16 protein-coding genes are annotated in these 22,566 nt (G+C 43.8%); 7 read left to right on the top strand and 9 right to left on the bottom strand.

The genetic code is table 11. The features are described from left to right. Window positions 1-57 precede the first annotated feature (57 nt). From tkt to acpP, 3 genes are all read right to left on the bottom strand, one after another. The gene (gene tkt / locus H6G26_RS08830; protein WP_190728893.1) at window positions 58-2,085 is read right to left on the bottom strand and encodes a transketolase; all 2,028 of its coding nucleotides are present in this window, start codon (window positions 2,083-2,085) and stop codon (window positions 58-60) included. 326 nt (window positions 2,086-2,411) lie between these two features. After that, window positions 2,412-3,662, bottom strand: a complete 1,251-nt coding sequence (fabF, locus tag H6G26_RS08825) for a beta-ketoacyl-ACP synthase II (protein ID WP_190728892.1) — start codon at window positions 3,660-3,662, stop codon at window positions 2,412-2,414. A 277-nt stretch (window positions 3,663-3,939) separates the two neighbouring features. Continuing rightward, window positions 3,940-4,194 carry an acyl carrier protein gene (acpP, locus tag H6G26_RS08820; RefSeq protein WP_190728891.1) on the bottom strand — a complete coding sequence of 85 codons (255 nt, stop codon included), beginning with the start codon at window positions 4,192-4,194 and terminating at the stop codon, window positions 3,940-3,942. A 418-nt stretch (window positions 4,195-4,612) separates the two neighbouring features. Between acpP and H6G26_RS08815 the strand changes: the two genes are divergently transcribed. Further along, window positions 4,613-5,518: a CoB--CoM heterodisulfide reductase iron-sulfur subunit B family protein gene (locus H6G26_RS08815; RefSeq protein WP_190728890.1), complete on the top strand. Its 906-nt coding sequence runs from the start codon at window positions 4,613-4,615 to the stop codon at window positions 5,516-5,518. 149 nt (window positions 5,519-5,667) lie between these two features. Here H6G26_RS08815 and lpxD read toward each other — a convergent pair whose 3' ends face one another. The 4 genes from lpxD to H6G26_RS08795 all read right to left on the bottom strand — a co-directional run bounded on the left by lpxD (window position 5,668) and on the right by H6G26_RS08795 (window position 8,666). Further along, complete coding sequence (lpxD, locus tag H6G26_RS08810) at window positions 5,668-6,723, bottom strand: UDP-3-O-(3-hydroxymyristoyl)glucosamine N-acyltransferase (protein ID WP_190728889.1); 1,056 nt, start codon at window positions 6,721-6,723, stop codon at window positions 5,668-5,670. 137 nt (window positions 6,724-6,860) lie between these two features. Continuing rightward, window positions 6,861-8,093, bottom strand: coding sequence for an NAD(P)/FAD-dependent oxidoreductase (locus tag H6G26_RS08805; RefSeq protein WP_190728964.1), 1,233 nt, complete (start codon window positions 8,091-8,093; stop codon window positions 6,861-6,863). Window positions 8,094-8,144: 51 nt separating this feature from the next. Continuing rightward, the gene (gene rd / locus H6G26_RS08800; RefSeq protein ID WP_190728888.1) at window positions 8,145-8,309 is read right to left on the bottom strand and encodes a rubredoxin; all 165 of its coding nucleotides are present in this window, start codon (window positions 8,307-8,309) and stop codon (window positions 8,145-8,147) included. A 162-nt stretch (window positions 8,310-8,471) separates the two neighbouring features. After that, window positions 8,472-8,666 (bottom strand): hypothetical protein, encoded by a 195-nt coding sequence (locus tag H6G26_RS08795; RefSeq protein WP_190728887.1) that lies wholly within the window; start codon window positions 8,664-8,666, stop codon window positions 8,472-8,474. Window positions 8,667-9,078: 412 nt separating this feature from the next. Here H6G26_RS08795 and H6G26_RS08790 point away from each other — a divergent pair, with 412 nt between their 5' ends. Then, window positions 9,079-9,645 (top strand): SRPBCC family protein, encoded by a 567-nt coding sequence (locus tag H6G26_RS08790; protein ID WP_190728886.1) that lies wholly within the window; start codon window positions 9,079-9,081, stop codon window positions 9,643-9,645. A gap of 310 nt (window positions 9,646-9,955) precedes the next feature. Here the strand turns inward: H6G26_RS08790 and clpB are convergent, their stop codons facing one another. Continuing rightward, window positions 9,956-12,574: an ATP-dependent chaperone ClpB gene (gene clpB / locus H6G26_RS08785; protein ID WP_190728885.1), complete on the bottom strand. Its 2,619-nt coding sequence runs from the start codon at window positions 12,572-12,574 to the stop codon at window positions 9,956-9,958. A gap of 1,635 nt (window positions 12,575-14,209) precedes the next feature. On the opposite strand from clpB, the gene H6G26_RS08780 reads away from it, so the two are divergent. The 3 genes from H6G26_RS08780 (at window position 14,210) to H6G26_RS08770 (ending at window position 19,983) form a co-directional block, all read left to right on the top strand. Then, window positions 14,210-14,650, top strand: coding sequence for a response regulator (locus H6G26_RS08780; RefSeq protein ID WP_190728884.1), 441 nt, complete (start codon window positions 14,210-14,212; stop codon window positions 14,648-14,650). 356 nt (window positions 14,651-15,006) lie between these two features. Further along, a complete protein-coding gene (locus H6G26_RS08775) occupies window positions 15,007-19,239 on the top strand; it encodes a chemotaxis protein CheB (RefSeq protein ID WP_190728883.1) in 4,233 nt (1,410 codons plus the stop codon). A 534-nt stretch (window positions 19,240-19,773) separates the two neighbouring features. Further along, entirely contained in the window at window positions 19,774-19,983 is a 210-nt protein-coding gene (locus H6G26_RS08770) for a hypothetical protein (RefSeq protein WP_190728882.1), read from the top strand. A 172-nt stretch (window positions 19,984-20,155) separates the two neighbouring features. Here H6G26_RS08770 and H6G26_RS08765 read toward each other — a convergent pair whose 3' ends face one another. Then, entirely contained in the window at window positions 20,156-21,196 is a 1,041-nt protein-coding gene (locus H6G26_RS08765) for a chemotaxis protein CheB (protein WP_190728881.1), read from the bottom strand. Between the two features lie 775 nt (window positions 21,197-21,971). Here H6G26_RS08765 and H6G26_RS41745 point away from each other — a divergent pair. Then, window positions 21,972-22,280 (top strand): hypothetical protein, encoded by a 309-nt coding sequence (locus H6G26_RS41745; protein ID WP_199326726.1) that lies wholly within the window; start codon window positions 21,972-21,974, stop codon window positions 22,278-22,280. Window positions 22,281-22,334: 54 nt separating this feature from the next. Continuing rightward, on the top strand, window positions 22,335-22,520 hold the full coding sequence (locus tag H6G26_RS08755; RefSeq protein WP_190728880.1) for a hypothetical protein: 186 nt from the start codon (window positions 22,335-22,337) through the stop codon (window positions 22,518-22,520). Window positions 22,521-22,566 lie beyond the last annotated feature (46 nt).

Raw genomic sequence — 22,566 nt, 5'->3', positions numbered from 1 at the left:
AAAAAAAGGCGGGCCTTTCAGCCCACCTTACAAAATTTTGAGAATATTCTGTTGCTATTAACCCAACAATTGTTTAGCCTTAGCTAACACATTATCAACGCTAAAGCCAAACTTCTCTAAACAAACACCACCTGGAGCCGAAGCACCAAAGCGATCAATACTAACGCAATCGCCTTCAGTACCCACATATTTGTGCCAGCCGAAACTAGCGCCAGCTTCTACAGACAAACGCTTGGTGACAGCTTTCGGCAAAATCGACTCTTTATAAGCCGCATCCTGTGCTTCAAACAGTTCCCATGAAGGTAGCGAGACGACACGAACTTTCTTACCTTCGGCTTTAAGTTTTTCGGCTGCGCCAACGGCGAGGCTCAATTCTGAACCAGTACCAATCAAGATGATATCAGGTGTACCTTCGCTATCCACCACGGTGTATCCGCCCTTTGCCACGCCCTCAATTGATGTACCTGCCAAGTTGGGGACGTTTTGACGGGTGAACGCCAACAGAGATGGAGCGTTTTGCTTCGCTTTCTCGATCGCTATTTTATAAGCGCCAGAGGTTTCGTTACCGTCTGCGGGACGAAACACTAATAAATTAGGAATGGCACGCAAAGAAGCTAGAGTTTCAATGGGTTGGTGTGTCGGCCCATCTTCACCTTGTCCAATGGAATCGTGAGTCATCACCCAAATCGAGCCAGCTTGAGAAAGGGCGGATAAGCGGATGGCAGCACGCATATAATCTGTGAAGATTAAGAAGGTTGCACCATAGGGAATTAATCCTGAACTGTGCAGCGCTATACCATTACAGATTGCGCCCATAGCATGTTCCCGCACACCAAAGTGGATGTTGGGGTTTTGGTATTCTCCTTTTTGGAAGTCGCCCTTGCCCTTGATTTCGGTTAAGTTGGAGTGGGTTAAGTCAGCCGAACCACCAATCAATTCAGGTAAAACTGCCGCTAGTTTGTTGAGGCAGGTTTCTGAGTGCTTACGGGTGGGTATTCCTTTGTCTTCTGGGGTGTAGGTAGGTAGTACCTTATCCCAACCGTCGGGGAGTTTGCCGTTTAGGTAGCGTTCAAATTCAGCCGCTTCTTGGGCATACTTAGCTTTGTAGTCGGCAAATGTTTTGTTCCATTCCTCTTGGTAACCTGCGCCGCGCTCAACTGCTTTGCGTGTGTGGTTGAGGGCTTCTTCTGGAATTACGAAAGGTTCATATTCCCATTTCAATTCTTTGCGAGTCAAGGCAATTTCGTCTGCACCCAAAGCAGCGCCGTGAACGCCAGCAGTGTTTTGTTTGTTGGGAGAACCATAACCAATGGTGGTTGTCACCTTAATCATTGAAGGTTTATCGGTGACAGATTTAGCTTCTTCAATTGCTTTGGCGATCGCTTCTAAATCGGTATTACCGTTCTCAACGTGCAAAACGTGCCAACCGTAAGCTTCAAAGCGCTTGGAAACATCTTCGGTGAATGCCACATCTGTGGAACCGTCGATAGAAATGTGGTTGTCGTCGTACAGAGCGATGAGTTTGCCTAATCCCAAGTGTCCCGCAAAAGAACAAGCTTCACCGGAAATCCCTTCCATGTTGCAACCGTCACCTAAAATTACGTAGGTGTAATGGTCAACAATCTTGGTATCGGGTTTGTTAAATTTAGCGGCAAGGTGGGCTTCGGCGATCGCTAAACCAACTCCATTAGCAATTCCTTGGCCCAAGGGGCCAGTTGTGACTTCCACGCCTGGAGTCATGAAGTTTTCGGGGTGTCCAGGTGTTTTGGATTCCCATTGACGGAATTGCTTGATATCCTCAATGGAGACGCTATCGTAGCCTGCTAGGTACAGTAGCGCATACTGCAACATCGAGCCATGACCGGCAGACAAGACAAAGCGATCGCGATTAAACCATTTGGGATTCTTGGGATTAAACTTCATGAAGCGATCCCAAAGGACAAAAGCCATAGGAGCCGCACCCATTGGCAGTCCTGGGTGTCCCGATTTTGCTTTTTCTACGGCATCAACAGCCAAAAAGCGGATCGAGTTAATACAAAGTTCTTCGAGGGACAATTCTTTGAGGGATTGGGTTGCAACAGTCATAATCTCTTGTTTTTAACGACGGGTTAGCACTCTTCGTAGTTTCTCTTCCTGGGGTTATTTTAAATTCCCCACGTATCCTCATCATCCCATTCCCGCTTGTCGATGGACAAGCGGGATCTTCTGAGTTTCTGGTGATAAATCAAGCTGATAATTGGGTCATGCTGAACGCTTACTTTATATCGGAATGATATTTCTGATACTTTGGGCATTGGGCATTGGGCATTGGGCATGGGGCATTGAGCAAACGAGCAGAGTTGGATTAAACTACTGAATTCTGAATTCTGGCTCCTGTCTTCTGCCTCCTATCTTCTGCCTTTTGACTTGTTTTAAACGTATTTCTTAAAGGCCAGTGTGACATTATGACCGCCAAACCCGAAAGAATTGGATATTGCCACCTCAACTTTTTGGGCGCGGCTGTAATTAGGCACGTAATCTAAGTCACACTCTGGATCGGGATTTTCCAGGTTGATTGTCGGTGGAATTTGGTCATTAGCGATCGCTAATACTGTTGCGACTGCTTCAATACCTCCAGAACCGCCCAATAAATGACCTGTCATCGATTTGGTGGAGCTAATTGCCACCTTATAGGCGTGTTCTCCCAAAGCTTTTTTGATTGCTGAGGTTTCAGTTGAATCATTAGCTGGGGTACTAGTGCCGTGGGCATTAATATAGCTAATCTGTTCGGGAGTTATCCCGGCGTCTTTGAGTGCTAGTTCTATCGCTCTAGCGGCTCCAAGTCCACCAGGGACGGGGGAAGTGATATGGTAAGCATCACAGGTCATACCATAGCCGATCATTTCGGCATAAATGTGAGCGCCGCGACTTAGGGCGTGTTGGAGTTCTTCTAGAATTAAAATTCCTGAACCTTCACCCAAGACAAATCCATCGCGATCGCGGTCAAAGGGACGGCAAGCATGAGCCGGATCATCATTGCGAAAAGAGAGGGCTTTGCAGGCGGCAAACCCAGCCATTGATAATGGTGTCACAGCTGACTCTGTTCCCCCGCAAATCATCGCTTGGGCATATCCCCCTTGAACTAAGCGAAAAGCATCGCCTACAGCGTTGGAGCCAGCAGCGCAGGCAGTTACAGGGCAGGAATTTGGGCCTCTAGCACCCGTGTGAATTGCCGTTAATCCTGCGGCCATATTGGCGATCATCATCGGGATCATGAATGGACTACAGCGATCGGGGCCACGGTTGAGGTAGATAGTTTGCTGGTCTTCTAGTACCTTAATGCCACCAACGCCAGAACCGATCATGACACCTACCTGGTCTGCATTCAGGTCATTGATCACTAACTGCGCGTTAGATAGAGCCTGTTTTGCTGCCGCAACCCCAAATTGGGCAAATCGATCCATGCGCTTGGCCTCTTTGCGCTCCAAGTACTCATGTGGATCGAAGTTTTTCACCTCTCCAGCAATGCGGCAATCATGGCGAGACGCATCAAAAAATGTGATGTAGTCAATGCCATTGCGTCCACTTAATAATCCATTCCAATATTCTGTTGCTGTGTTACCTATAGGTGTAATCGCGCCAACACCAGTTACAACAACGCGTTTACGTGTATGATCTGTCATGATTCAGTTAAAAATGGCGAAAAAGCAGCAGGCAAAAAATTCGGGGTTAGCGAGTAGGTAATGGTGAGCCAGCATGGCTTTGGGGATTTCCAAGCCACAAGATCACTTTAGGAGACACGCCAGTTATTGCACTTGGGGAAACCCTTCCCGTATCGTCTCAAAGAGAAGACCGCAGGGCTGCCCCATGAGCGACTGACTTAGCGACGTTAGAAGCATCACCCAAAGGGTAACTAGGTACAAAGAAAAATCTTCCCAATCCCCAATCCCCAATCCCCAGTTAAGCTGATGCGGTAACTTTGTTATTGATGTAATCTACTGCGTCTTGAACCGAGATAATCTGCTCGGCAGCTTCGTCAGGAATTTCGATATCAAATTCTTCTTCCAAAGCCATCACCAGTTCAACGGTATCCAAGGAATCTGCTCCTAGATCGTCCATAAACTTTGACTGGGGTGTGATTTTGGCAGCATCATCAACACTCAGTTGTTCACTGACGATTTTCTTGACCTTTTCAAAAAGTTCCGTTTGGCTCATAAATACTAAAATTCCTTAACCAGTTGCTAGGATCTACTCTTTAGAGGAGACATTGTTTTGAGCATATACATCTTATCGTCAAGCGTGATCGCCCGTATACTACCAAGGGTTTTTCTGTTAGAAAACCTTTCTTCTAAAAAAAATTGCCTAAGTTTTTTAGGAACACTTGGGCAGTGGAGCGGTTTACGCCATCGCCGATACGTGTAGATGCTTCAGTTGCCTAATTATTGCTAATTTTTTTTACAATGTCTCGATCAGTATTTAAAGCCTTGCTAGCAATAAGAATATGTAGATGCTGCGGCTTTGAACCTAGATGGTTAAAGGGTCGCTGAACGTCAAACATCAGAACTTCGGTGCTAACAAGGAATGATAAAACAGTTATTGTTTAGAGCGATCGCTCTAACCCAAACATATCTCTATGCTACCTCACACCTTGAAATACGCTTACTTCCCTGGCTGTGTTGCCCAAGGGGCTTGTCGGGAACTTTACCAGTCAACTCAAGCGCTTACCCAAGCACTGGGTATTGAACTGATTGAACTTAAAAAGGCTGCTTGCTGTGGTTCTGGCACATTTAAAGAAGATTCTCAACTGCTAGAAGATACAGTTAACGCCAGAAATATTGCCTTAGCAGAAGAATTAAATCTACCCTTACTTACTCATTGCAGCACTTGTCAAGGTGTTATCGGTCATGTGAACGAACACCTGAAAGAATGCCAAACAACTGACCCTGCTTACATTGAACAGGTTAATGGTTTGCTGCATAAAGAAGGCTGTTCGCCTTATCGCGGCAGTACCGATGTTAAACATCTTCTCTACGCTTTGGTAACAGATTACGGCTTAGAGGAAATTACCAAACGTGTCACCCGGAAGTTAAGTGGATTAAAATGCGCGGCTTTTTATGGCTGTTATCTCCTCCGCGCCCAAAAATCTATGCCTTATGATGACCCTTTCCAACCGGAAGCGATGGAAAATATGTTTCGGGCAGTGGGTGCAACCCCAATTTATTACCGAGGTCGGACACAATGTTGTGGTTGGCCCCTTGCTAGCTACGCCACTACCCAATCTTTCAAAATGGCGGGGATGCATATTCAAGACGCTTTGACTTCTGGTGCTGACTGTATAGTTACACCTTGTCCACTGTGCCACTTAAATTTAGATTCGCGTCAGCCAGAGGTAGAAAAGGTTATTGAGCAGAAGCTAGGTTTACCAGTGTTGCATTTATCTCAGTTGATTGCTTTGGCACTTGGGGTTAGTCCAAAAGAACTGGGTTTAGAACGCCACGTTGTTTCCACCAAGCCAGTGCTGGAAAAGTTAGGATTCTAGTTTATCAAGTGCAAGGTAGGGGCAATACCCTGCGGGAAGCCTTCGGCTACATGAATTGCCCCTACAGCGCGGTCTAATTCCCAACAAAGAATAATTAATAAAAACTTTTAAACCCACCTGCGTGGGTTTTGTCTGTGTAGCCGCGACTTCTAGTCGCCAGGGCTATCTTTAAATTTACGTTGTAATTGTTTTAGTGATTGATACATATCTGGTAGGCGGCTATAAACAGCACATACCTTGAGATATAGCTTATAAGGAATGGCTGGAGTTCCGCAGACAACTTCTCCTGGTGCAACATCGCTGTGAATTCCAGCTTGAGCAGATGTCATCGCCCCATCTCCAATCTTCACTTGATTGGCTATTCCTGTTTGTCCAGCTAAAATAACGCGATTTCCTAGTTTAACACCTCCTGCCATCCCAACCTGACCTGCGATCGCACAGCCAGAACCGATTTGGCAACCGTGGCCTATTTGCACTAAGTTATCAATTACTGTATTACGTCCTACTCGTGTTTCCCCGACGGCTGGGCGGTCAATAGCGCTGTTACAGCCAACTTCTACGCTATCTTCTAAGACTGTATAGCCGGATTGTTCCATTTTTAACCAACCAGTCCGGGTAGGAACAAAACCAAAGCCTTCTGCACCGATGACAGCACCACTGTGAATCACGCAATCTGCACCAATGCGGGTGCGTTCGTGGATGGTACAGTTGGCGTGTAAGGTGGTGCGATCGCCTATTTTGGCATCTGGATAAATCACCACATTGGGATGAATAATTGCGCCATCGCCAATTTCTACCCCTTGTTGAATCACAGCATGGGGGCCAATGTAAACATCATTACCAACTTTTGCCGTAGAGTGAATCACAGCAGTGGGATGAATTTCTGGGATGGGGCGATGTGGTTGGTAAAAAAGTGCGATCGCTCTGGCAAACAACAGTCGCGGATCTGAGGTCGCTATCCAGACAATACCGCTTTCTTGTGCAAGCACCTGTAATTTTTCGTCCTGGGACAAAATTAAAGCACTAGCATCAGTCTTACCGATAAAAGACGCAAATTTTGCCCCTTCTACGTAACTGAGAGTACCAATGCTAGCTTCATCAATGGCTGCTACCCCTGTAATTTCTGGGTCATGGTCTGGGTTGCTAGTCAGGCTATGATTGGTGACTGCTTCACCAAATTGGCGGAGAATTTCGCTGAATTTCATTGTTGGGTGTATTCAAAATTGATCTGCAATGGCAAGACAATTTTCCCATTACGGATTACGAATTAGTAATTATTTGGTCAAGTTCAAATTGACACAAAGAGAAATTACTCCTCTTCGTGTCGCTTTCTATAGCAGGACTATTTACTAGTCGCCATTGCTACGCCTGCTAAATACCCAGTTGTCCAAGCACTTTGGAAGTTAAACCCACCGGTCACGCCATCAATATCTAAGATTTCTCCGGCAAAATAAAGACCAGGAACTAATCTACTTTCCATCGTCTTGAAGTTGACTTCTTTGAGATTAACGCCGCCACAGGTAACAAATTCTTCTTTAAAGGCTCCTTTTCCATTGATTAAGTATTGTCCCTGAGTAAGTTCTTGCAGCAGTCGATTTAAGGTTTTACTAGATATTTCTGCCCAACGGTCTTCTGTGGTAATACCTACACGAGCAATGATATATTGCCAGAGACGATGGGGTAAATCAACGCCGCGATGCAATGCGATCGCTTTCTTTCCCCATTCATCCTTAACTGCTAAAACTTTTTCTCGCACTTGTTCTTGTTGCAAATGAGGTAGCCAATTAATCAATAATGTGGCTTGATAGTGGCTTTCGTGCAGAACTCTCGCACCCCAAGCAGAAAGCTTCAAAACAGCCGGGCCACTCAAACCCCAGTGGGTAATTAGCAATGGCCCAGTTTGTTGTAATTGGGATTTTCCGCCCGCCGATAACCGCAATTGGGCAGGATTAACGCTAACTCCAGCTAACTCCCTCAATTGAGGATCGACAATGTTGAAGGTAAATAACGAGGGTACTGGCGGTTCAATTTTATGGCCTAACTCTCTGACAATTTTATAACCCACAAGGCTGCTGCCGGTAGCAAGAAGCAGGCGATCGCATTTAATTGTCTCTCCTGACTTCAGAAGAATATCAAACTCCTTATCTGCTGTGGTAACTGAAGTTACGTGTGTACCGATACGGAGTTTGACTCCAGATTTCGCCACCGCTTTAATCAAACATTCCACAATGGTTTCTGAACTGTTGGTGACAGGAAACATCCGACCATCAGCTTCAGTTTTTAGATAGACTCCACCAGCAGCAAACCAAGCTACTGTCTCTTGAGGGCCAAAGCGAGTCAAAGCACCCCGCAAAGCTTTTGCACCTCTGGGGTAATTTTGCACTAACTCTTCAGGCTCAAAGCAAGCATGAGTAACGTTGCAGCGTCCACCACCAGAAATTAGCACTTTCGCCAGTGGTTGACGACTGGCTTCGAGTAAAGTAACTTCTGCATGAGGATTGGCTTTAGCACAAGCGATCGCGCCAAAAAATCCGGCTGCCCCGCCCCCAATAACTACAATTTGTAACGGTAACAATTTCAAAAATATCTCTTTTACAGCACCTACTCTCTAGGCTAGCTGTTCTCTTTACTCTTCAGCAGGTTCAAAGTCCTCTTTTGTCGCACCACAAGTTGGACATACCCAATCATCTGGTATATCTTTAAAAGCTGTTCCTGGTTCTATACCGCCATCTGGATCGCCTACTTCTGGGTCATATTCATAGGCACAAAGAGTACATATATACTTTGCCATGCTCGTTTCCCCTAGTAAATTGTTGCCATTGCTTCAGTATTAAATACTTTTGACAGCGAGTCAAAATAGGCACTCTACAATTCTTAAACGGGGCTACCACATAAAAATCATCAGAAAAAAGCGTATCTAGGATGGCATCTATCCAAGGGTAGATTTCTGAAATTATAAACGCCACCATGTTCTTTGGGCATAACTGATAACTCCGATCGCGATCGCCCCTAGTAGCAGTAGCCAAATTATTCCACTTGGAATAAAAGTGAGAATACCAAAGCCTCTCAGTAACCAGACGGCTACGCTAATGCCGAGAAGTATACCGAAAATCTGGATTAATCTACGATTTAAAGAAGATTGACTCACCTATTCTTTCTCTCACCTCAACAGACATTACAGATAAATAAAATATGAATTTACGATGAAGTTGCAGTTTTATCAAAAATAACACGTAAAAATCAAGAGACGCTATCCAAACGTTGGGGTAAAGTGCTTGATATTAGTTGGTGTTTCTGCAATCTTAACTGTTAACAACGCAGTTTTTCATCTACAAGTATTCCTCTGATAAAACTCACTTAAGTACTAATTATGTTAATTCTGATAAGAAATATAGTTTTTCCAGTAAAGTGACTGAAATAATTACCAAAAAATAACCCTTTCCGGGAAAGATAGGTATTACACTGGAACTAAAATTTAATGGGTTGGATCTAAATCAAGTTTTATGGCTTGTAGTTTCAACTTTATTAGGTGGATGAGTTGAGGAGTAACTAAAATCATTATGTCTGCATCTTATATATCAGACTCAATTATTGTAGGTTCAGATATGGCTTGGAATCAAGACAAGCAAAAGTTGCTGGTAGAGGGTGAAATTTTAGTAGAAACGCGATCGCACAAAAGCTGGGGTGGCGCGGTGACTGCCTGGATGTATGTGCCGATGGTGCGATCGCAAGTCTGGCAGCAATTAACTGATTACCCCCGCTGGGTACAATATTTTCCCGATATTACTAAAAGCGAAATATTACATAGAGGCGAAGTCAAGCGCCTGTACCAAGCAGCACAAAAAGCCTTTTTCTTTTTCACAGCTCAAGTTGAAATTTACCTCAACGTTGTAGAAGTGCTGGGGCAAAAAATTCAATTTCGCATGGAAAAAGGAACTTTTGAGGACTTTAACGCTAATTTAGAACTCAAAGATTGCGGTAATGGCACTTTACTTTCTTATACTGTGCAAGCTACACCTCTGATTCCAATTCCATCAATTTTCATTCAACAAGCGATGAACTTAGAGTTACCTGCAAATATGCGTAAAATGCGACAAGTACTTTGTAAGGGACAAAATAATTCGTAATATCATGTCCGCTTGATTATCAAACCCGGAGAACCCCACCCCCAACCCCTCCCCGCTTGCGGCTACGGTGTACACACAAGTCTTATAGAGTTGCCCCAGAGCCTTTTGATCCCCCCAACCCCCCTTAAGAAGGGGGGCAAAAGTCTCTTAAAGTCCCCCTTTTTAAGGGGAATTTAGGGGGATCTCCAACGATTTTGGGTCTGTACAGAGATGTGTGTACACCGTAGCCGCTTGCGGGGAGGGGAGACAAAGGGTAGCTTTGGCGGGGTGGGGTTCTTTATGCTTTCTTTTTTTGTCAAATGAGCTTCAATTAGCTGGTAAATACCTCAGCAGGTAAGCGACTAAAAGAAAGACGCTCATTTTGCACATCTACAAAGATGGTGTTGCCGTCGGTGAATTCGCCGCGCAAGATGGCTTTGGCAATTTGAGTTTCTAACTCTCGCTGAATCGCCCGCTTCAGTGGACGTGCCCCATATACTGGGTCGTACCCTACTTCTGCTAAAAAGTCAAGTGCAGCATCCGAGAGCTTGAGAGATATTTTGCGATCGCTCAATCTTTGGCGCAATCTTTCCACTTGCAACAGCACAATATGCCGCAATTCCTTCTTATCTAAACCGTGGAAGATGATGATTTCGTCAATCCGGTTCAGGAACTCTGGACGGAAGCTATTCCGCATCGATTCCATTACCCGACGGCGCATTTCATCGTAGTGAGTGTTATCTCCGGCGACATCAAGAATGTACTGCGAACCGATGTTGCTAGTCATGATGATAATAGCGTTCTTGAAGTCCACCTTATGACCTTGGGCATCAGTGACGCGACCATCATCGAGAATTTGCAAGAAGATATTAAATACATCGGGGTGTGCTTTCTCGATTTCGTCGAAAAGAATCACTGAATAAGGACGGCGACGAATCGCTTCTGTAAGTTGTCCGCCTTCTTCATAACCTACGTATCCTGGAGGCGCACCGATTAAACGAGAAACGGCGTGTTTCTCCATATACTCCGACATATCGATTCGCACCAGCGCATCTTCACTATCGAACATATACGCCGCCAGCGCTTTCGCTAACTCAGTTTTACCCACACCTGTAGGGCCAAGGAAAATAAAGCTAGCAATGGGACGATTGGGATCAGCCAATCCAGCGCGCGATCGCTGAATTGAATCCGCTACAGCTGTGACTGCTTCTTCTTGTCCAACCACGCGGCGGTGCAGTTCATCTTCTAAATGCAGCAGTTTTTCTTTTTCAGATTCCACTAGCTTGCTGATGGGAATTCCTGTCCATTTAGAAATAATTTCGGCAATATCAGCTTCTGTGACTTCTTCCCGCAATAGTGATTTACCACTTCTTTGAGCGCTTGCCAATTCAGCTTCTACTGCTTCCAATTGACGATGCAAACTAGTTAAATTACCGTATTTCAACTCAGCAGCGCGGTTAAGGTCGTAGTCGCGTTCTGCTTGCTGAATCTCTAAGTTGACCCGTTCAATCTCTTTTTTCACAGACTGAATTTTGTCAATGATATCTTTTTCAGACTGCCATTGACTATTCAAGGTTCTTTGTTCTTCTTTGAGATCGGCAATTTCTTTTTCCAATTTTTCTAGACGTTCACGAGAAGCTGCATCACTTTCTTTTTTGAGCGAAAGCTTCTCCATTTCCAATTGCAGAATTTTGCGATCAATTTCGTCGAGTTCTTCAGGTTTGGAGGTAATCTCCATTTTTAATCTCGCGGCGGCTTCGTCTACCAAGTCAATGGCTTTATCAGGAAGGAAGCGATCGCTAATATAACGACTCGACAATACGGCGGCGGCAACTAAAGCACTATCAGAAATCTTCACCCCGTGGTGGTTTTCATAACGCTCTCTCAAGCCGCGCAAAATCGAAATGCTATCTTCTACACTAGGTTGATCGACATAAACTTGCTGGAAGCGTCTTTCTAGTGCCGCATCTTTTTCGATATGTTTGCGGTATTCATCTAGAGTTGTTGCCCCAATACAGCGCAATTCGCCCCGCGCCAACATCGGTTTTAACAAGTTACCAGCATCCATCGCGCCTTGGCTTGCACCAGCGCCGACAACAGTGTGAATTTCATCAATAAATAAAACAATATTGCCGCCAGATTCAGTAACTTCTTTTAATACTGCTTTCAGGCGTTCTTCAAATTCACCCCGGAATTTTGCCCCTGCAATCAAAGCACCCATATCTAAAGCAATTAGTTTGCGGTCTTTGAGAGACTGGGGTACATCACCGGCGACAATGCGCTGTGCTAGCCCTTCAGCGATCGCAGTTTTACCAACACCTGGTTCACCAATTAGCACAGGATTATTCTTAGTGCGGCGAGAGAGAATTTGCACAGTGCGACGAATCTCATCATCTCGCCCAATCACTGGATCGAGCTGACCTTTACGTGCGGCTTCTGTAAGGTCACGCCCGTATTTTTCCAGTGCTTCGTATTTGCCTTCTGGATTTTGATCGGTCACTTTTTGGCTCCCCCGAACTTGTTTAATAATATCTTTTAGCTTGCCTTCGTTTAAACCGAATTCTTGGAATAAAGCTTTGCCAAAGCGGTCATCTTTAGCGTAAGCCAACAATAAGTGTTCAATTGAAATATATTCGTCTTGAAACTCTTTGCGATATCCGTCTGCCCGATCTAGAAGTGTATCCAAGCTGCGTCCTAAGTAGACAGAACTGCTACTACCGGATACTTTTGGCTGACGTTGAAAAAATTGTTCAGTGCGATCGCGCAGTTTTTGGAGGTTAACACCTGCCTTAGTGAGAATCCCTGTTGCTAGAGCATCTTGTTCTAGCAGCGCTTTCATCAGGTGTTCGCTTTCTATTTGCTGTTGTTGATATTGTTTAACAATATCCGGGGTATGGGTGATCGCTTCCCAGGCTTTTTCTGTAAATTGGTTAGGATTAGTAGGTTGCATAGGCTTTTTCAGGAACGAACCATATTAGACATCGTAAAAGCGCAAAGCACTGCTGACCTCAGATCAGGGCGGTTTTCCGTAAGTTAAACTCCAAGGAAAGGAAAATTTTTGTTTTCATATCGTTATTGTAAGAAGATGAGCGCGATCGCCTAGATCGGTGTTCACGTCTTGTAAAAGTGGTATTTTCCCGTAGTTCCCATTTCTTATTTGTTATCCTTACTCATTAGACTTCTTGCAAAATTCGGGGTAAGGAGAAGGGGAAAAGGGTAAAAAAACTCAAAATCCTTTGCCTTTAATACGCACCCTTTTCCCTAATATCATGTCCGGATAATTGAAGGAGGCAGAAGGCAGAAGGCAGATCGCGCAGCGTGTCGTAGACAAGGCAGAAGGTCTTATTCACAACGGGATTCAGACCCCTCCTGAATAAAAGCCACCAAATTAAAAATTTGGTGGGGGTCTTAAACCCAAGTTCCCTCCGGTCACGGGCAGGAGTTAGGGGTCAGTTTTCCTCCTGCCTCCTGCCCCCTAACTCCTGCCTTCGTTGATAAGTTATGATTCCGACAGTCATTGCACCCCACCCCCAGCCCCTCCCCGCTAGCGGGGAGGGGCCCCCTCTGGGGATTAGGGGCAGGGAGACAAAGCGTAGCTTTGGCGGGGTGGAGTTCTTCGGATTTAATAAGTAATCAAGTGGACATGATATAAGAGTGCAAAAACATATTTTTGCAAGTCTGCAAGAATTAAAGCGATTATACCTCTGATACAGTGCCTTTTAGGTTGGAATGCAATGGCTAATTACAGCGCTTCCGGCTATTATGCAATATAGTTTTCTCCTTGCCCCTCTCCTATCATCGCTTTCAGCTTTTAGGATGTACCTCATAGCTGCCGGAAGTGCTGTATGAGTAGATGCGATGGGTTTTTAGACTGATTTAATTCATGACTTCATACGTTTAAAGCCTGGTAAACTACCTTATTTTCATCAGGGTTTACCTGCTATATCTTTATATCCTGTCTGCTTTATAGCCTCTTTATCACCTTCAGGCACAGCATACACCTACAATAATTGAAATTTTGTATTGACTTCTACTGAACGATAGAAAACCTCTACTTCGTTAGACATAATATTGATATCATTAGTCACTAACCATTAGAATGATTTAATTTTTTTTATTAGAGAATTTATTGGTAATTTTATACAAATTATACAAATTATACACTATTAAAACATTTATTTAAACATGAGCTTTAACAATAGGATGTTAAAGTAAAGATTGTTAGCAAAAATTATACTTAGTAAGTCAAATAAAAGGTTTATCTTGGCGATGTGTCCATGAAAGTTAGTGTCTTTAGTATATTAGTTACTGCAATCAAAACTGCTATAGAAATCTGATTTGATTACTGAACTTACTTGCGTAAGGAGGGAGCTATTAACTCAAAATAAGGAAATTCATGTGTACCTAGCTTCGCAAGGATTGAATTAGACATGAGCCCTATAAAAGAGTAGATACTTTGAAAGGTAATACCACGTTTGCCGTTTTTGGCCTACTGATGAGACGTTTATTAAACTTCAAGTCAGCACACAATAAATTCACGATTTAAGAACATTTCAAAGCTTAATAAAATCTCAATTTTGAAACTATGATGCATAGAAACAATAGATTTTCTACTCATCCTTTATTTCTTGAAGGGCTACGAATACTGCTTGTAGATAATGATGTCAATTTCTGCAATTCGTTCACGCCAATGATGCAATCCTATGGTGTGAGTGTGCAAGCGGCATTTTTAGGACAAGCTCTGGAAATATTTGTGCAATGGCAACCTGATATCCTCTTAAGTGATATTTCCACGTCAAATGAGGATGGCTATGCTCTGATTCACCAAGTGAGAACACTTGCGGGAGAGCGAGGCAAAGTAGTACCAGTGATCGCTCTGACAAGCACTGTAACAGAAGATATGTATCAACACGCACTTTTAGCTGGGTTCAGTCTATGCTTTGCTAAACCCGTAGTTATTGATGATTTCGTTGCTGTGCTTGGTATTTTAGCAATTGCTAATAATTCTTATTCTCATGCTAACTAGTTTTAACTAATGTCTTAGATATAGTAGTTTAACTTTTGAGAAGTAATGATATGAGTCATTTATTGGTGGAAATAATTTTTATTAAAAGGCTACTAATAAATTTGATAAACGATAGGATTAATCTCAGGAGTTATCAAATGTATATTTTAACTCAATTAGTTTTGCTTTTGAGTAGCGGAATTATTGGTATTGCATTTATTCTAGCTTCTTATTTATTGGCAATGACTTGGATTTAGGAAACTTAGGTTGTTTATTTAACTTGTATTTAAACTATTATTATATGTAAGGCAAGTAAGTAAACTGACCTAAAATATCAACCTGATCTGCCAAACCATTGCGGTGCTAGACTTCATCTTATGACATCTGATCAATCCTCTAAGCAACGTGTATCTGAATCTACCGCTAATGATGCGTTCGACGTAGAGCAGCAAGACATTGCAGATGCTGTATTTCCTGTCGTTGGTATTGCCGCCTCTGCGGGTGGATTAGAGGCGTTTACGGAGTTACTTAAGCATTTGCTTACCGATACAGGGATGGCTTTTGTGCTGATTCAACACTTAGACCCTAACCACAAGAGTCTGTTGAGCGACATTCTGGCAAGAACAACTCAAATGCCCGTGATTGAAGTGGAAGACGGCGTGAGTGTAGAACCTAACAAGGTCTACGTTATTCCGCCTAACACCAAGATGATGTTGTCTGGTGGGGTGTTGCAACTCACGCCGCGAGAAAAAGTTCAGGGTAAATATATGCCTGCTGATGCCTTCTTTACTTCATTGGCAGCAGATCGAGGGCACAAAGCGATCGCAGTAATTTTATCTGGATCGGATGGAGACGGTTCACTGGGGCTAAAGGCAATCAAGGCAGGCGGAGGCGTGACTTTTGCTCAGTGTGAAGACACCGCAAAATTCAATAGTATGCCCAATACTGCTGTTGCCACCGGGAATGTTGATTTTATTCTGCCGCCTCAAAAAATCGCCGAGGAACTGATAATCCTCAGTCGCAATCCTTTTATTTCCAAGTCATTGCCACTGAGCGCAATTGAGAAGTTGCCCGAACAGAGGGATACTCTGGCGATTATATTTGTGTTGTTGCGATCGGCAACTGGCGTTGACTTCAGCCACTACAAGCCCAACACCCTCGATCGCCGAATCCAGCGCCGAATGCTGTTGTATAAACTAGAACGCTTGGAGGATTATGCCCAGTTTTTGCAAGAAAATCCGAGTGAAGTCAAAGCGCTCTACGAAGAAATTCTGGTCCACGTCACCTATTTTTTCCGCGATCCCGAAGCATTTCAACTCTTGAAAGAGCGAGTTTTTCCCACTATCATCCAAAACAAATCACCAGAGTTGCCGATTCGGATTTGGGTAGCTGGGTGTTCCACGGGCGAAGAAGTCTATTCGATCGCCATCTCCTTGCTGGAGTTTTTGTCGGATAAAGTTACTCTACCGCCGATCCAGATTTTTGCCACAGACATCAGCGAGATCGCGATTGAGAAAGCAAGATCGGGCATTTATATAGAGAATCAAATGGTGGAAGTCTCACAAGAGCGCCGCCGCAGATTCTTTAATGCCCTTGAAGACGGTGGGTATCAAATTAGTAAAGCTGTCCGCGAACTGTGTGTGTTTGCCCGACAAGACTTAGGTAGCGACCCTCCTTTTTCTAACTTAGATTTAATTAGCTGCCGGAATGTACTGATTTACTTAGACGAAACGTTGCAAAAACGGATATTGCCCATCTTCCATTACAGTCTCAACGCGACTGGCTTTTTGCTGCTAGGGACTTCAGAAAGCACTGGTAAATATGCAGAGTTGTTTACTCAGATGGATAAAAAAAATAAAATCTATGCCAAAAAGCTAATTGTAAATCGTCCAATTCTATCGTTTGTTGCCAGCAATTATCCGATCGCAAAAGTGGACGAACCCAAGCTGACCAATGAGAATCCATCAAATGAGTTTGATTTAGACAGAAAAACTGACCAACTGATCTTGAATCACTATGCCCCAGTGGGTGTAGTAATCAACAACAAAATGGAAGTGCTGCAACTTCGGGGAGAAATCGATCTCTACCTAAAAGTTTCACCTGGAAAACCGAGTCTCAACTTATTTAAAATGGTGCGCCAAGGCTTGCTTGTAGAGCTACGCGCCACAATTTATCAGGCACAACGGCAAAAAACTCTAGTTAAAAAGCAAGGGTTACAAATTGAAGAGGGCGATATTTCAAGAATCATCAATCTTGAGGTGATTCCATTCAAGCCTTCGACCCACGAAGAATTCTACTTTCTGGTGTTATTTGAAGAAGCCTCACCCGAAGTTAAGAATCTCAACGCGGTAAATCCTGAGAGCCTTGAGCAGCCAAACTTAGAGCGAGAGATTGTTCGGCTAAGGCAAGAAATCGCAAATGCCAATCAAGAGAGGGCCGCGACTCAAGAGTATCTGCAAGCGGTGATCCAAGAGCAAGAGCACATCAATCAAGACCTGAAAGTTGCAAATGAAGAAATCCTCTCCAGCAATGAAGAGTTGCAAAGCACCAATGAAGAGCTAGAAACTGCCAAAGAAGAAATTCAGGCAACCAACGAAGAACTTAACACAACTAATGAAGAACTTCGCTCTCGAAATCTGGAATTACACCAAGTTAACAACGATCTCACGAATTTGCTTGGCAGTATCAATATTCCCATTTTGATATTGACTTTGGACTTACGGGTTCGACGTTTTACGCCAATGGCGCAACGGCTTTTCAATTTAATTCCCACCGATGCTGGACGACCTTTGAGCGATATCAGAGCCAATCTGAATATTCCTGACTTAGAAACTCTAATTTTGGAGGTACTTGACACACTCAGCATCAAAGAATTAGAAGTCCAAACTCTAGGGGGACATTGGTACAACCTCCGCATCCGTCCTTATCGCACCACAGAAAACCAGATTGACGGTGTAGTGTTGGTGTTAATAGATATTGATGGTCTTAAACGCAATGCAGAAAGCTTAGAACAAGCCCGGAATTACGCTGAAGCGATTGTGGAGACGGTACAAGTGCCGTTAATCGTGCTTGATTCTGATTTCCGAGTGAACAAAGCCAATCGCTCGTTTTATGAAACATTTCAGGTTTCACCAGCAGAGACAGCGCAATCTCTGATTTTTGGACTAGGGAACGGTCAGTGGAACCTGCCCGGACTACAACAGATCCTAGAAGACATTCTGGTTAACGATACCACTATTCAAAACTTGGAGGTAGAGCATTATTTTGAGCAGATTGGGCAGAAAACTATGCTGCTTAATGGTTGGAAAATTTTTCAACAGGGAGATACCCAAAAGATTTTGCTGGCGATTGAAGATATTAGCGATCGCAAGCAGTTTGAGTTAGAGCGATCGCAACTCTTAGCACAGGAGCAGTCAGCCCGGCAAGAAGCGGAAAATGCCAACCAAGCTAAAAATGAATTCCTGTCGAACCTCTCCCATGAACTTCGTAACCCGCTCAATACTATACTCGGCTGGGCGCAACTTTTCCGCACCCGCAATTTAGATTCAGAAGCAGTCACTCGTGCCTGGGAAGTGGTGGAGCGGAGTGCTAATGTGCAGGCTCAGTTAATCGATGATATGCTGGATCTCTCACGGATTACGAGTGGAAAGCTTCATTTAAAGACTCGTCTAATCGATCTAGTTTCAGTAGTGAATGCCGCCATTGAGTCTATCGAATTTTCCGCAGAGGCGAAAGGCATTCAAATTGTTTCACAGTTGAACTCGGCGACAGTTGTCGGAGATTTTGACCGTTTACAGCAAGTTCTGTGGAATTTACTTTCTAACGCGATTAAGTTCACTCCAGCCGATGGGCGAGTGGGAGTTATGCTCGAAGCTGTATATAGTCACGCCGAGATTCGAGTCAGCGACACAGGAATTGGCATCTCGGCAGACTTGCTGCCGTATGTGTTTGAGCGCTTCCGCCAAGGAGATTCCAGCAGCAGTAAAACGACTCAGGGGCTTGGATTGGGCTTGTCAATCGTCCGTCATATTGTAGAACTTCACGGTGGAACAGTTCAAGCGCAAAGTCGAGGTCAGGGACAAGGAACCACAATTATCATCAGGCTGCCTCTGCGCTCAATGCCACAGCAAATTACACCGCCAACTTATTTAGAGCCAAGCCTTTTATCAGAGACTCCAGATACATTAGATGGTAAATATTCATCCCTTACCCTTGAAGGGTTATGCATCTTGGCTGTAGACGATCAAAGGGATAGCCGCGACTTAATCAAGTGGATGTTAGAAGACTTCGCGGCTGAAGTAGTGGTTGTTACATCGGCAAGGGAAGCGATCGCTGCTCTAATTCAATCTCCTGGCAGATACGATCTGCTTCTAGCAGATATTGGGATGCCAGAGGAGGATGGTTACTTTCTAATTCGTCAGGTTAGAGAGCTTGAGGCTGAAGCTGGGGGACAAATTCCAGCAGCAGCAATCAGTGCTTATGTCACCGAGCAAGAGCGGCAAAGGGCGATTGATGCTGGTTTCCAAATGCATCTAGCTAAACCGATTGAGCTTACTCAATTGATATTGATGATTGCAAAGTTGAGTGGACGAATCACAGATAATTCGTAATTCCTAATGGGCTACGCCCCGCTACGCTAAAGTAATTCGTAATTGTGGGTACTGTTGTCAAATATAGGAATACAACATTTGATTTGTGAAAATGTGCGGTGTCCAAATCCCCGACTTCTTTGAGGAATTGGGGAACTAATTTTTTATTCACTCAAAGGCTCAAAAAAAACTTGTGTTCTGAACGAAACTGCTTGTGTGTACAAACAAGTTTTGTCACAGCCATATCTTTATTAATAAATCTCGCACTACGTTTCTATCCTGCCTCGGAATGAATTCCGAGTCTCATAGTTGAACTTTAGTTCTGGGCGGGATGTCGGTCAATACGGTTCGGTTAAGGCAAGAGACGCGATTTAGGGCGTGTCATTTATTATGTTTGAATCAATGTTTGAATTACGTATAAATTGTTTAAACTGCATCTAAAACATTCAAAAGTTATAGATAATGTTTAACATTTTTACTTAAAAAGATACAAAACATATTTAATTTATTCTATTAAAACAGAAGGTATCAACTATGAATTGAGGAGTTCTACGCATGACTGCAACCTTCATGAAAGTGCCTAAGTTTCGCGCTACTCAATGGGTGAGCTTTATTGGTGGAGAAGGGATTGTACGCAGCTACACACCTGAATCTGGCACATGGACGTATCTCATTGAGATGGCATTAGGGTTAAAGCCTGACTTTGGCAGAGTTGGTGCAGAAACGATGATACTCCTCACCGAGGCAGATTTGCGGACGATATAAGCAGGCTTTTTACAACCTAGTACCGCAAGGCGGAAGTCAAAAGTCAAAAGTATTATGGAATAAGCTCTTTAGGAATTTTAAATGGTTGCTCTATTTACGCCGTGGCGTACTAGTATTCCTTAAGGTTTTGGATTTTTATAGCAATAGTGATTAAAGAAGCTTTAGCCTCCAGTTACTCCGGCTGATCTTCCTCCATTGGGGCAATAATTCGTTTCGTGGCAAAGCCCTTGAGAATGATATCTCGAATTATGGATACTTCTTTATCCAAATTTATTGCATGATCCTCATATTTTTTTACAGCACTAGTTAAATTGTAGTTTCTCATCCGTTCTGCCATTTGACGGGTGAATGTAACCTTTTCCTCCATTGTCCGCACAGCCGACCACAGCGCTTTTTCGAGATTCTGAATTTGCTCTGCCAAAAACACATTAGCTGTAAAGGAATGCCCCGTGTGACAGCGAAAGCGTAGCGGCTCTTCTTTGCCAATTTGCCAAATGCTGCCGTTGCATTCAGGGCAGGTGTAAGTCGTTCGAGTCCCGATCGCTTCTACATTCTCCAAAAACTCCTGAGTATTCATCTGCTGTTCAGCAATATTGGATTCAATTTCGATCTCTTTGGTCATGGGGTATGCCTCCTCCTTGGCGGCCGGTTCCTTTGACAACTCCACTAGCAAGTCTGGGATTTCTGCAAGCGGCAAGCAGTAATCGACCTTCACATACTGCAAGGCGCTCTTTGCCATGCTGGGGTATTCTGCTTCCTTCGGGTCTTGAACGATCGCCACTCCGCCCCGTTTCTTGATTGCCTGCAACCCCACCGTGCCATCATCGAGATAGCCGGTGAGTACTACACCTACTACCCTTGTACCATAAGCGCGGGCGGCTGAACGAAATAACGCATCGATCGCGGGTCGAAAGCGGTTTTCTTGAGGCCCGCGCACGACACGCATCGAGCCTTGATTGACCAACAGGTGATGATCCGGCGGTGCGACATAGATTCGCCCGGTTTGAATTGGCTCTCCATCTGCCGGGTGAGATGCTGGGAGAGAGCCTACATCTGCAAGAATTTGGGGAAGAATGCTGGGCTTATCCGCCGCGATGTGCTGAACAATGAAGAAGACAGCATCAATGTCAGCAGGCAGAGCGCCCAAGATTGCGCCCAGCGCTTTGAGTCCACCTGCGGAAGTACCAATCACAATAATGTTGTGTCCAAGCATAAATATCTTTTCTTAGTAAATAAAAGCAGGTCAATGTTATCTATGTCTTCTGAATAATTAAACATCTTCTGTATGAAGATGCGTTAAACCATATTTAAGTATGAGAAAGAAAAAGGTTTGGCGCAGCCTCACAAAGAAATAGTATAAGTCTCATTAATGAATATCAAAGACTCATTAATGGAGTTCCGAGCCTCATTAATGAATATCAAAGGCTCATTAATGGAGTTCCGAGCCTCATTAATAAATATCAAAGACTCATTAATGGAGTTCAAAGACTCGTTGTTGCATTCTAAAATATATTTCCTCTCCCCCCTGCTCCCCTACAGTGTACACACAAGTCTTGTCGCAGCCATATCTTTATTAATAAATCTCGTACTGCGTTTCTATCCGCCCTCGGAATAAATTCCAAGTCTCATAGCTGAACTTTAGTTCTGGGCGGGATGTCGGTAAGTGTGACAAGTTTAACTCTGACAAAAATCTGGGTAAAAGAGTTGAAACGTATGTGGACAGCACTTGTGTGTACACCATAGGCAAGCGGGGAGGGTTTGGGGTGCGTTCTTTTATGGTAATTTGGCGGACATGATATTATTTATTAGCACTGTTATATATTATGTTTGAATCAATGTTTGAATTACGTATAAGTTGTATAATCTCCACCTAAAACATTCAAAAGTTATAGATGATGTTTAACATTTTTACTTAAAAAGATACAAAACATATTTAATTTATTCTATTAAAACAGAAGGTATCAACTATGAATTGAGGAGTTCTACGCATGACTGCAACCTTCATAAAAGTGCCTAAGTTTCGCGCTACTCAATGGGTGAGCTTTATTGGTGGACAAGGGATTGTACGCAGCTACACACCTGAATCTGGCACATGGACGTATCTCATTGAGATGGCATTAGGGTTAAAGCCTGACTTTGGCAGAGTTGGTGCAGAAACGATGATACTCCTCACCGAGGCAGATTTACTTACGACATACAGCGAATTTGAAGGTGCTGAAGTAAACAATCTAAGCCTCAAACCCCGGCGTGAAGGCTGTTTTACTTATGTTAGCGCAGTGGGGCATAGCCAATTCTGACTCTTGAATTCTGCTGTAAGTAGGTTTTTGATAAGGAGGATGAGGAGGTTGAAAATGTTTAAAGCTACCGATTTAATTCGGGGTAAAATCTACTCTTTCCGAGGGGAACAAATCAAATTTAGCCATCAATCTCGTAATCAGAGATTCTTTTTTGTAAACAGTAGTGGTAAGAGCTTGATGTTTACATCCCATTTCATTCGGCGAGAACTTTACGAAATCAGAGTGCTAGCAGAACAGTAGGGAAAGCTTCATGCAGCAAGACAAATTTGGCAGAGGAGCAAAAGGG

It is taken from the genome of Nostoc sp. FACHB-888, assembly GCF_014696655.1.
Taxonomy (GTDB): domain Bacteria; phylum Cyanobacteriota; class Cyanobacteriia; order Cyanobacteriales; family Nostocaceae; genus Nostoc.
Note: the sequence above shows the minus strand (reverse complement) of the source record. Positions and strands in the feature narration are given on the sequence as shown.

Coding starts and splice junctions, on each gene's coding strand:
- H6G26_RS41745 (WP_199326726.1), top strand. CDS start 21,972: ATGACTGCAACCTTCATAAAAGTGCCTAAGTTTCGCGCTACTCAATGG.
- H6G26_RS08755 (WP_190728880.1), top strand. CDS start 22,335: ATGTTTAAAGCTACCGATTTAATTCGGGGTAAAATCTACTCTTTCCGA.
- fabF (WP_190728892.1), bottom strand. CDS start 3,662: ATGACAGATCATACACGTAAACGCGTTGTTGTAACTGGTGTTGGCGCG.
- H6G26_RS08790 (WP_190728886.1), top strand. CDS start 9,079: ATGTCTGCATCTTATATATCAGACTCAATTATTGTAGGTTCAGATATG.
- acpP (WP_190728891.1), bottom strand. CDS start 4,194: ATGAGCCAAACGGAACTTTTTGAAAAGGTCAAGAAAATCGTCAGTGAA.
- H6G26_RS08775 (WP_190728883.1), top strand. CDS start 15,007: ATGACATCTGATCAATCCTCTAAGCAACGTGTATCTGAATCTACCGCT.
- H6G26_RS08765 (WP_190728881.1), bottom strand. CDS start 21,196: ATGCTTGGACACAACATTATTGTGATTGGTACTTCCGCAGGTGGACTC.
- H6G26_RS08815 (WP_190728890.1), top strand. CDS start 4,613: ATGCTACCTCACACCTTGAAATACGCTTACTTCCCTGGCTGTGTTGCC.
- tkt (WP_190728893.1), bottom strand. CDS start 2,085: ATGACTGTTGCAACCCAATCCCTCAAAGAATTGTCCCTCGAAGAACTT.
- H6G26_RS08770 (WP_190728882.1), top strand. CDS start 19,774: ATGACTGCAACCTTCATGAAAGTGCCTAAGTTTCGCGCTACTCAATGG.
- H6G26_RS08780 (WP_190728884.1), top strand. CDS start 14,210: ATGATGCATAGAAACAATAGATTTTCTACTCATCCTTTATTTCTTGAA.
- clpB (WP_190728885.1), bottom strand. CDS start 12,574: ATGCAACCTACTAATCCTAACCAATTTACAGAAAAAGCCTGGGAAGCG.
- rd (WP_190728888.1), bottom strand. CDS start 8,309: ATGGCAAAGTATATATGTACTCTTTGTGCCTATGAATATGACCCAGAA.
- lpxD (WP_190728889.1), bottom strand. CDS start 6,723: ATGAAATTCAGCGAAATTCTCCGCCAATTTGGTGAAGCAGTCACCAAT.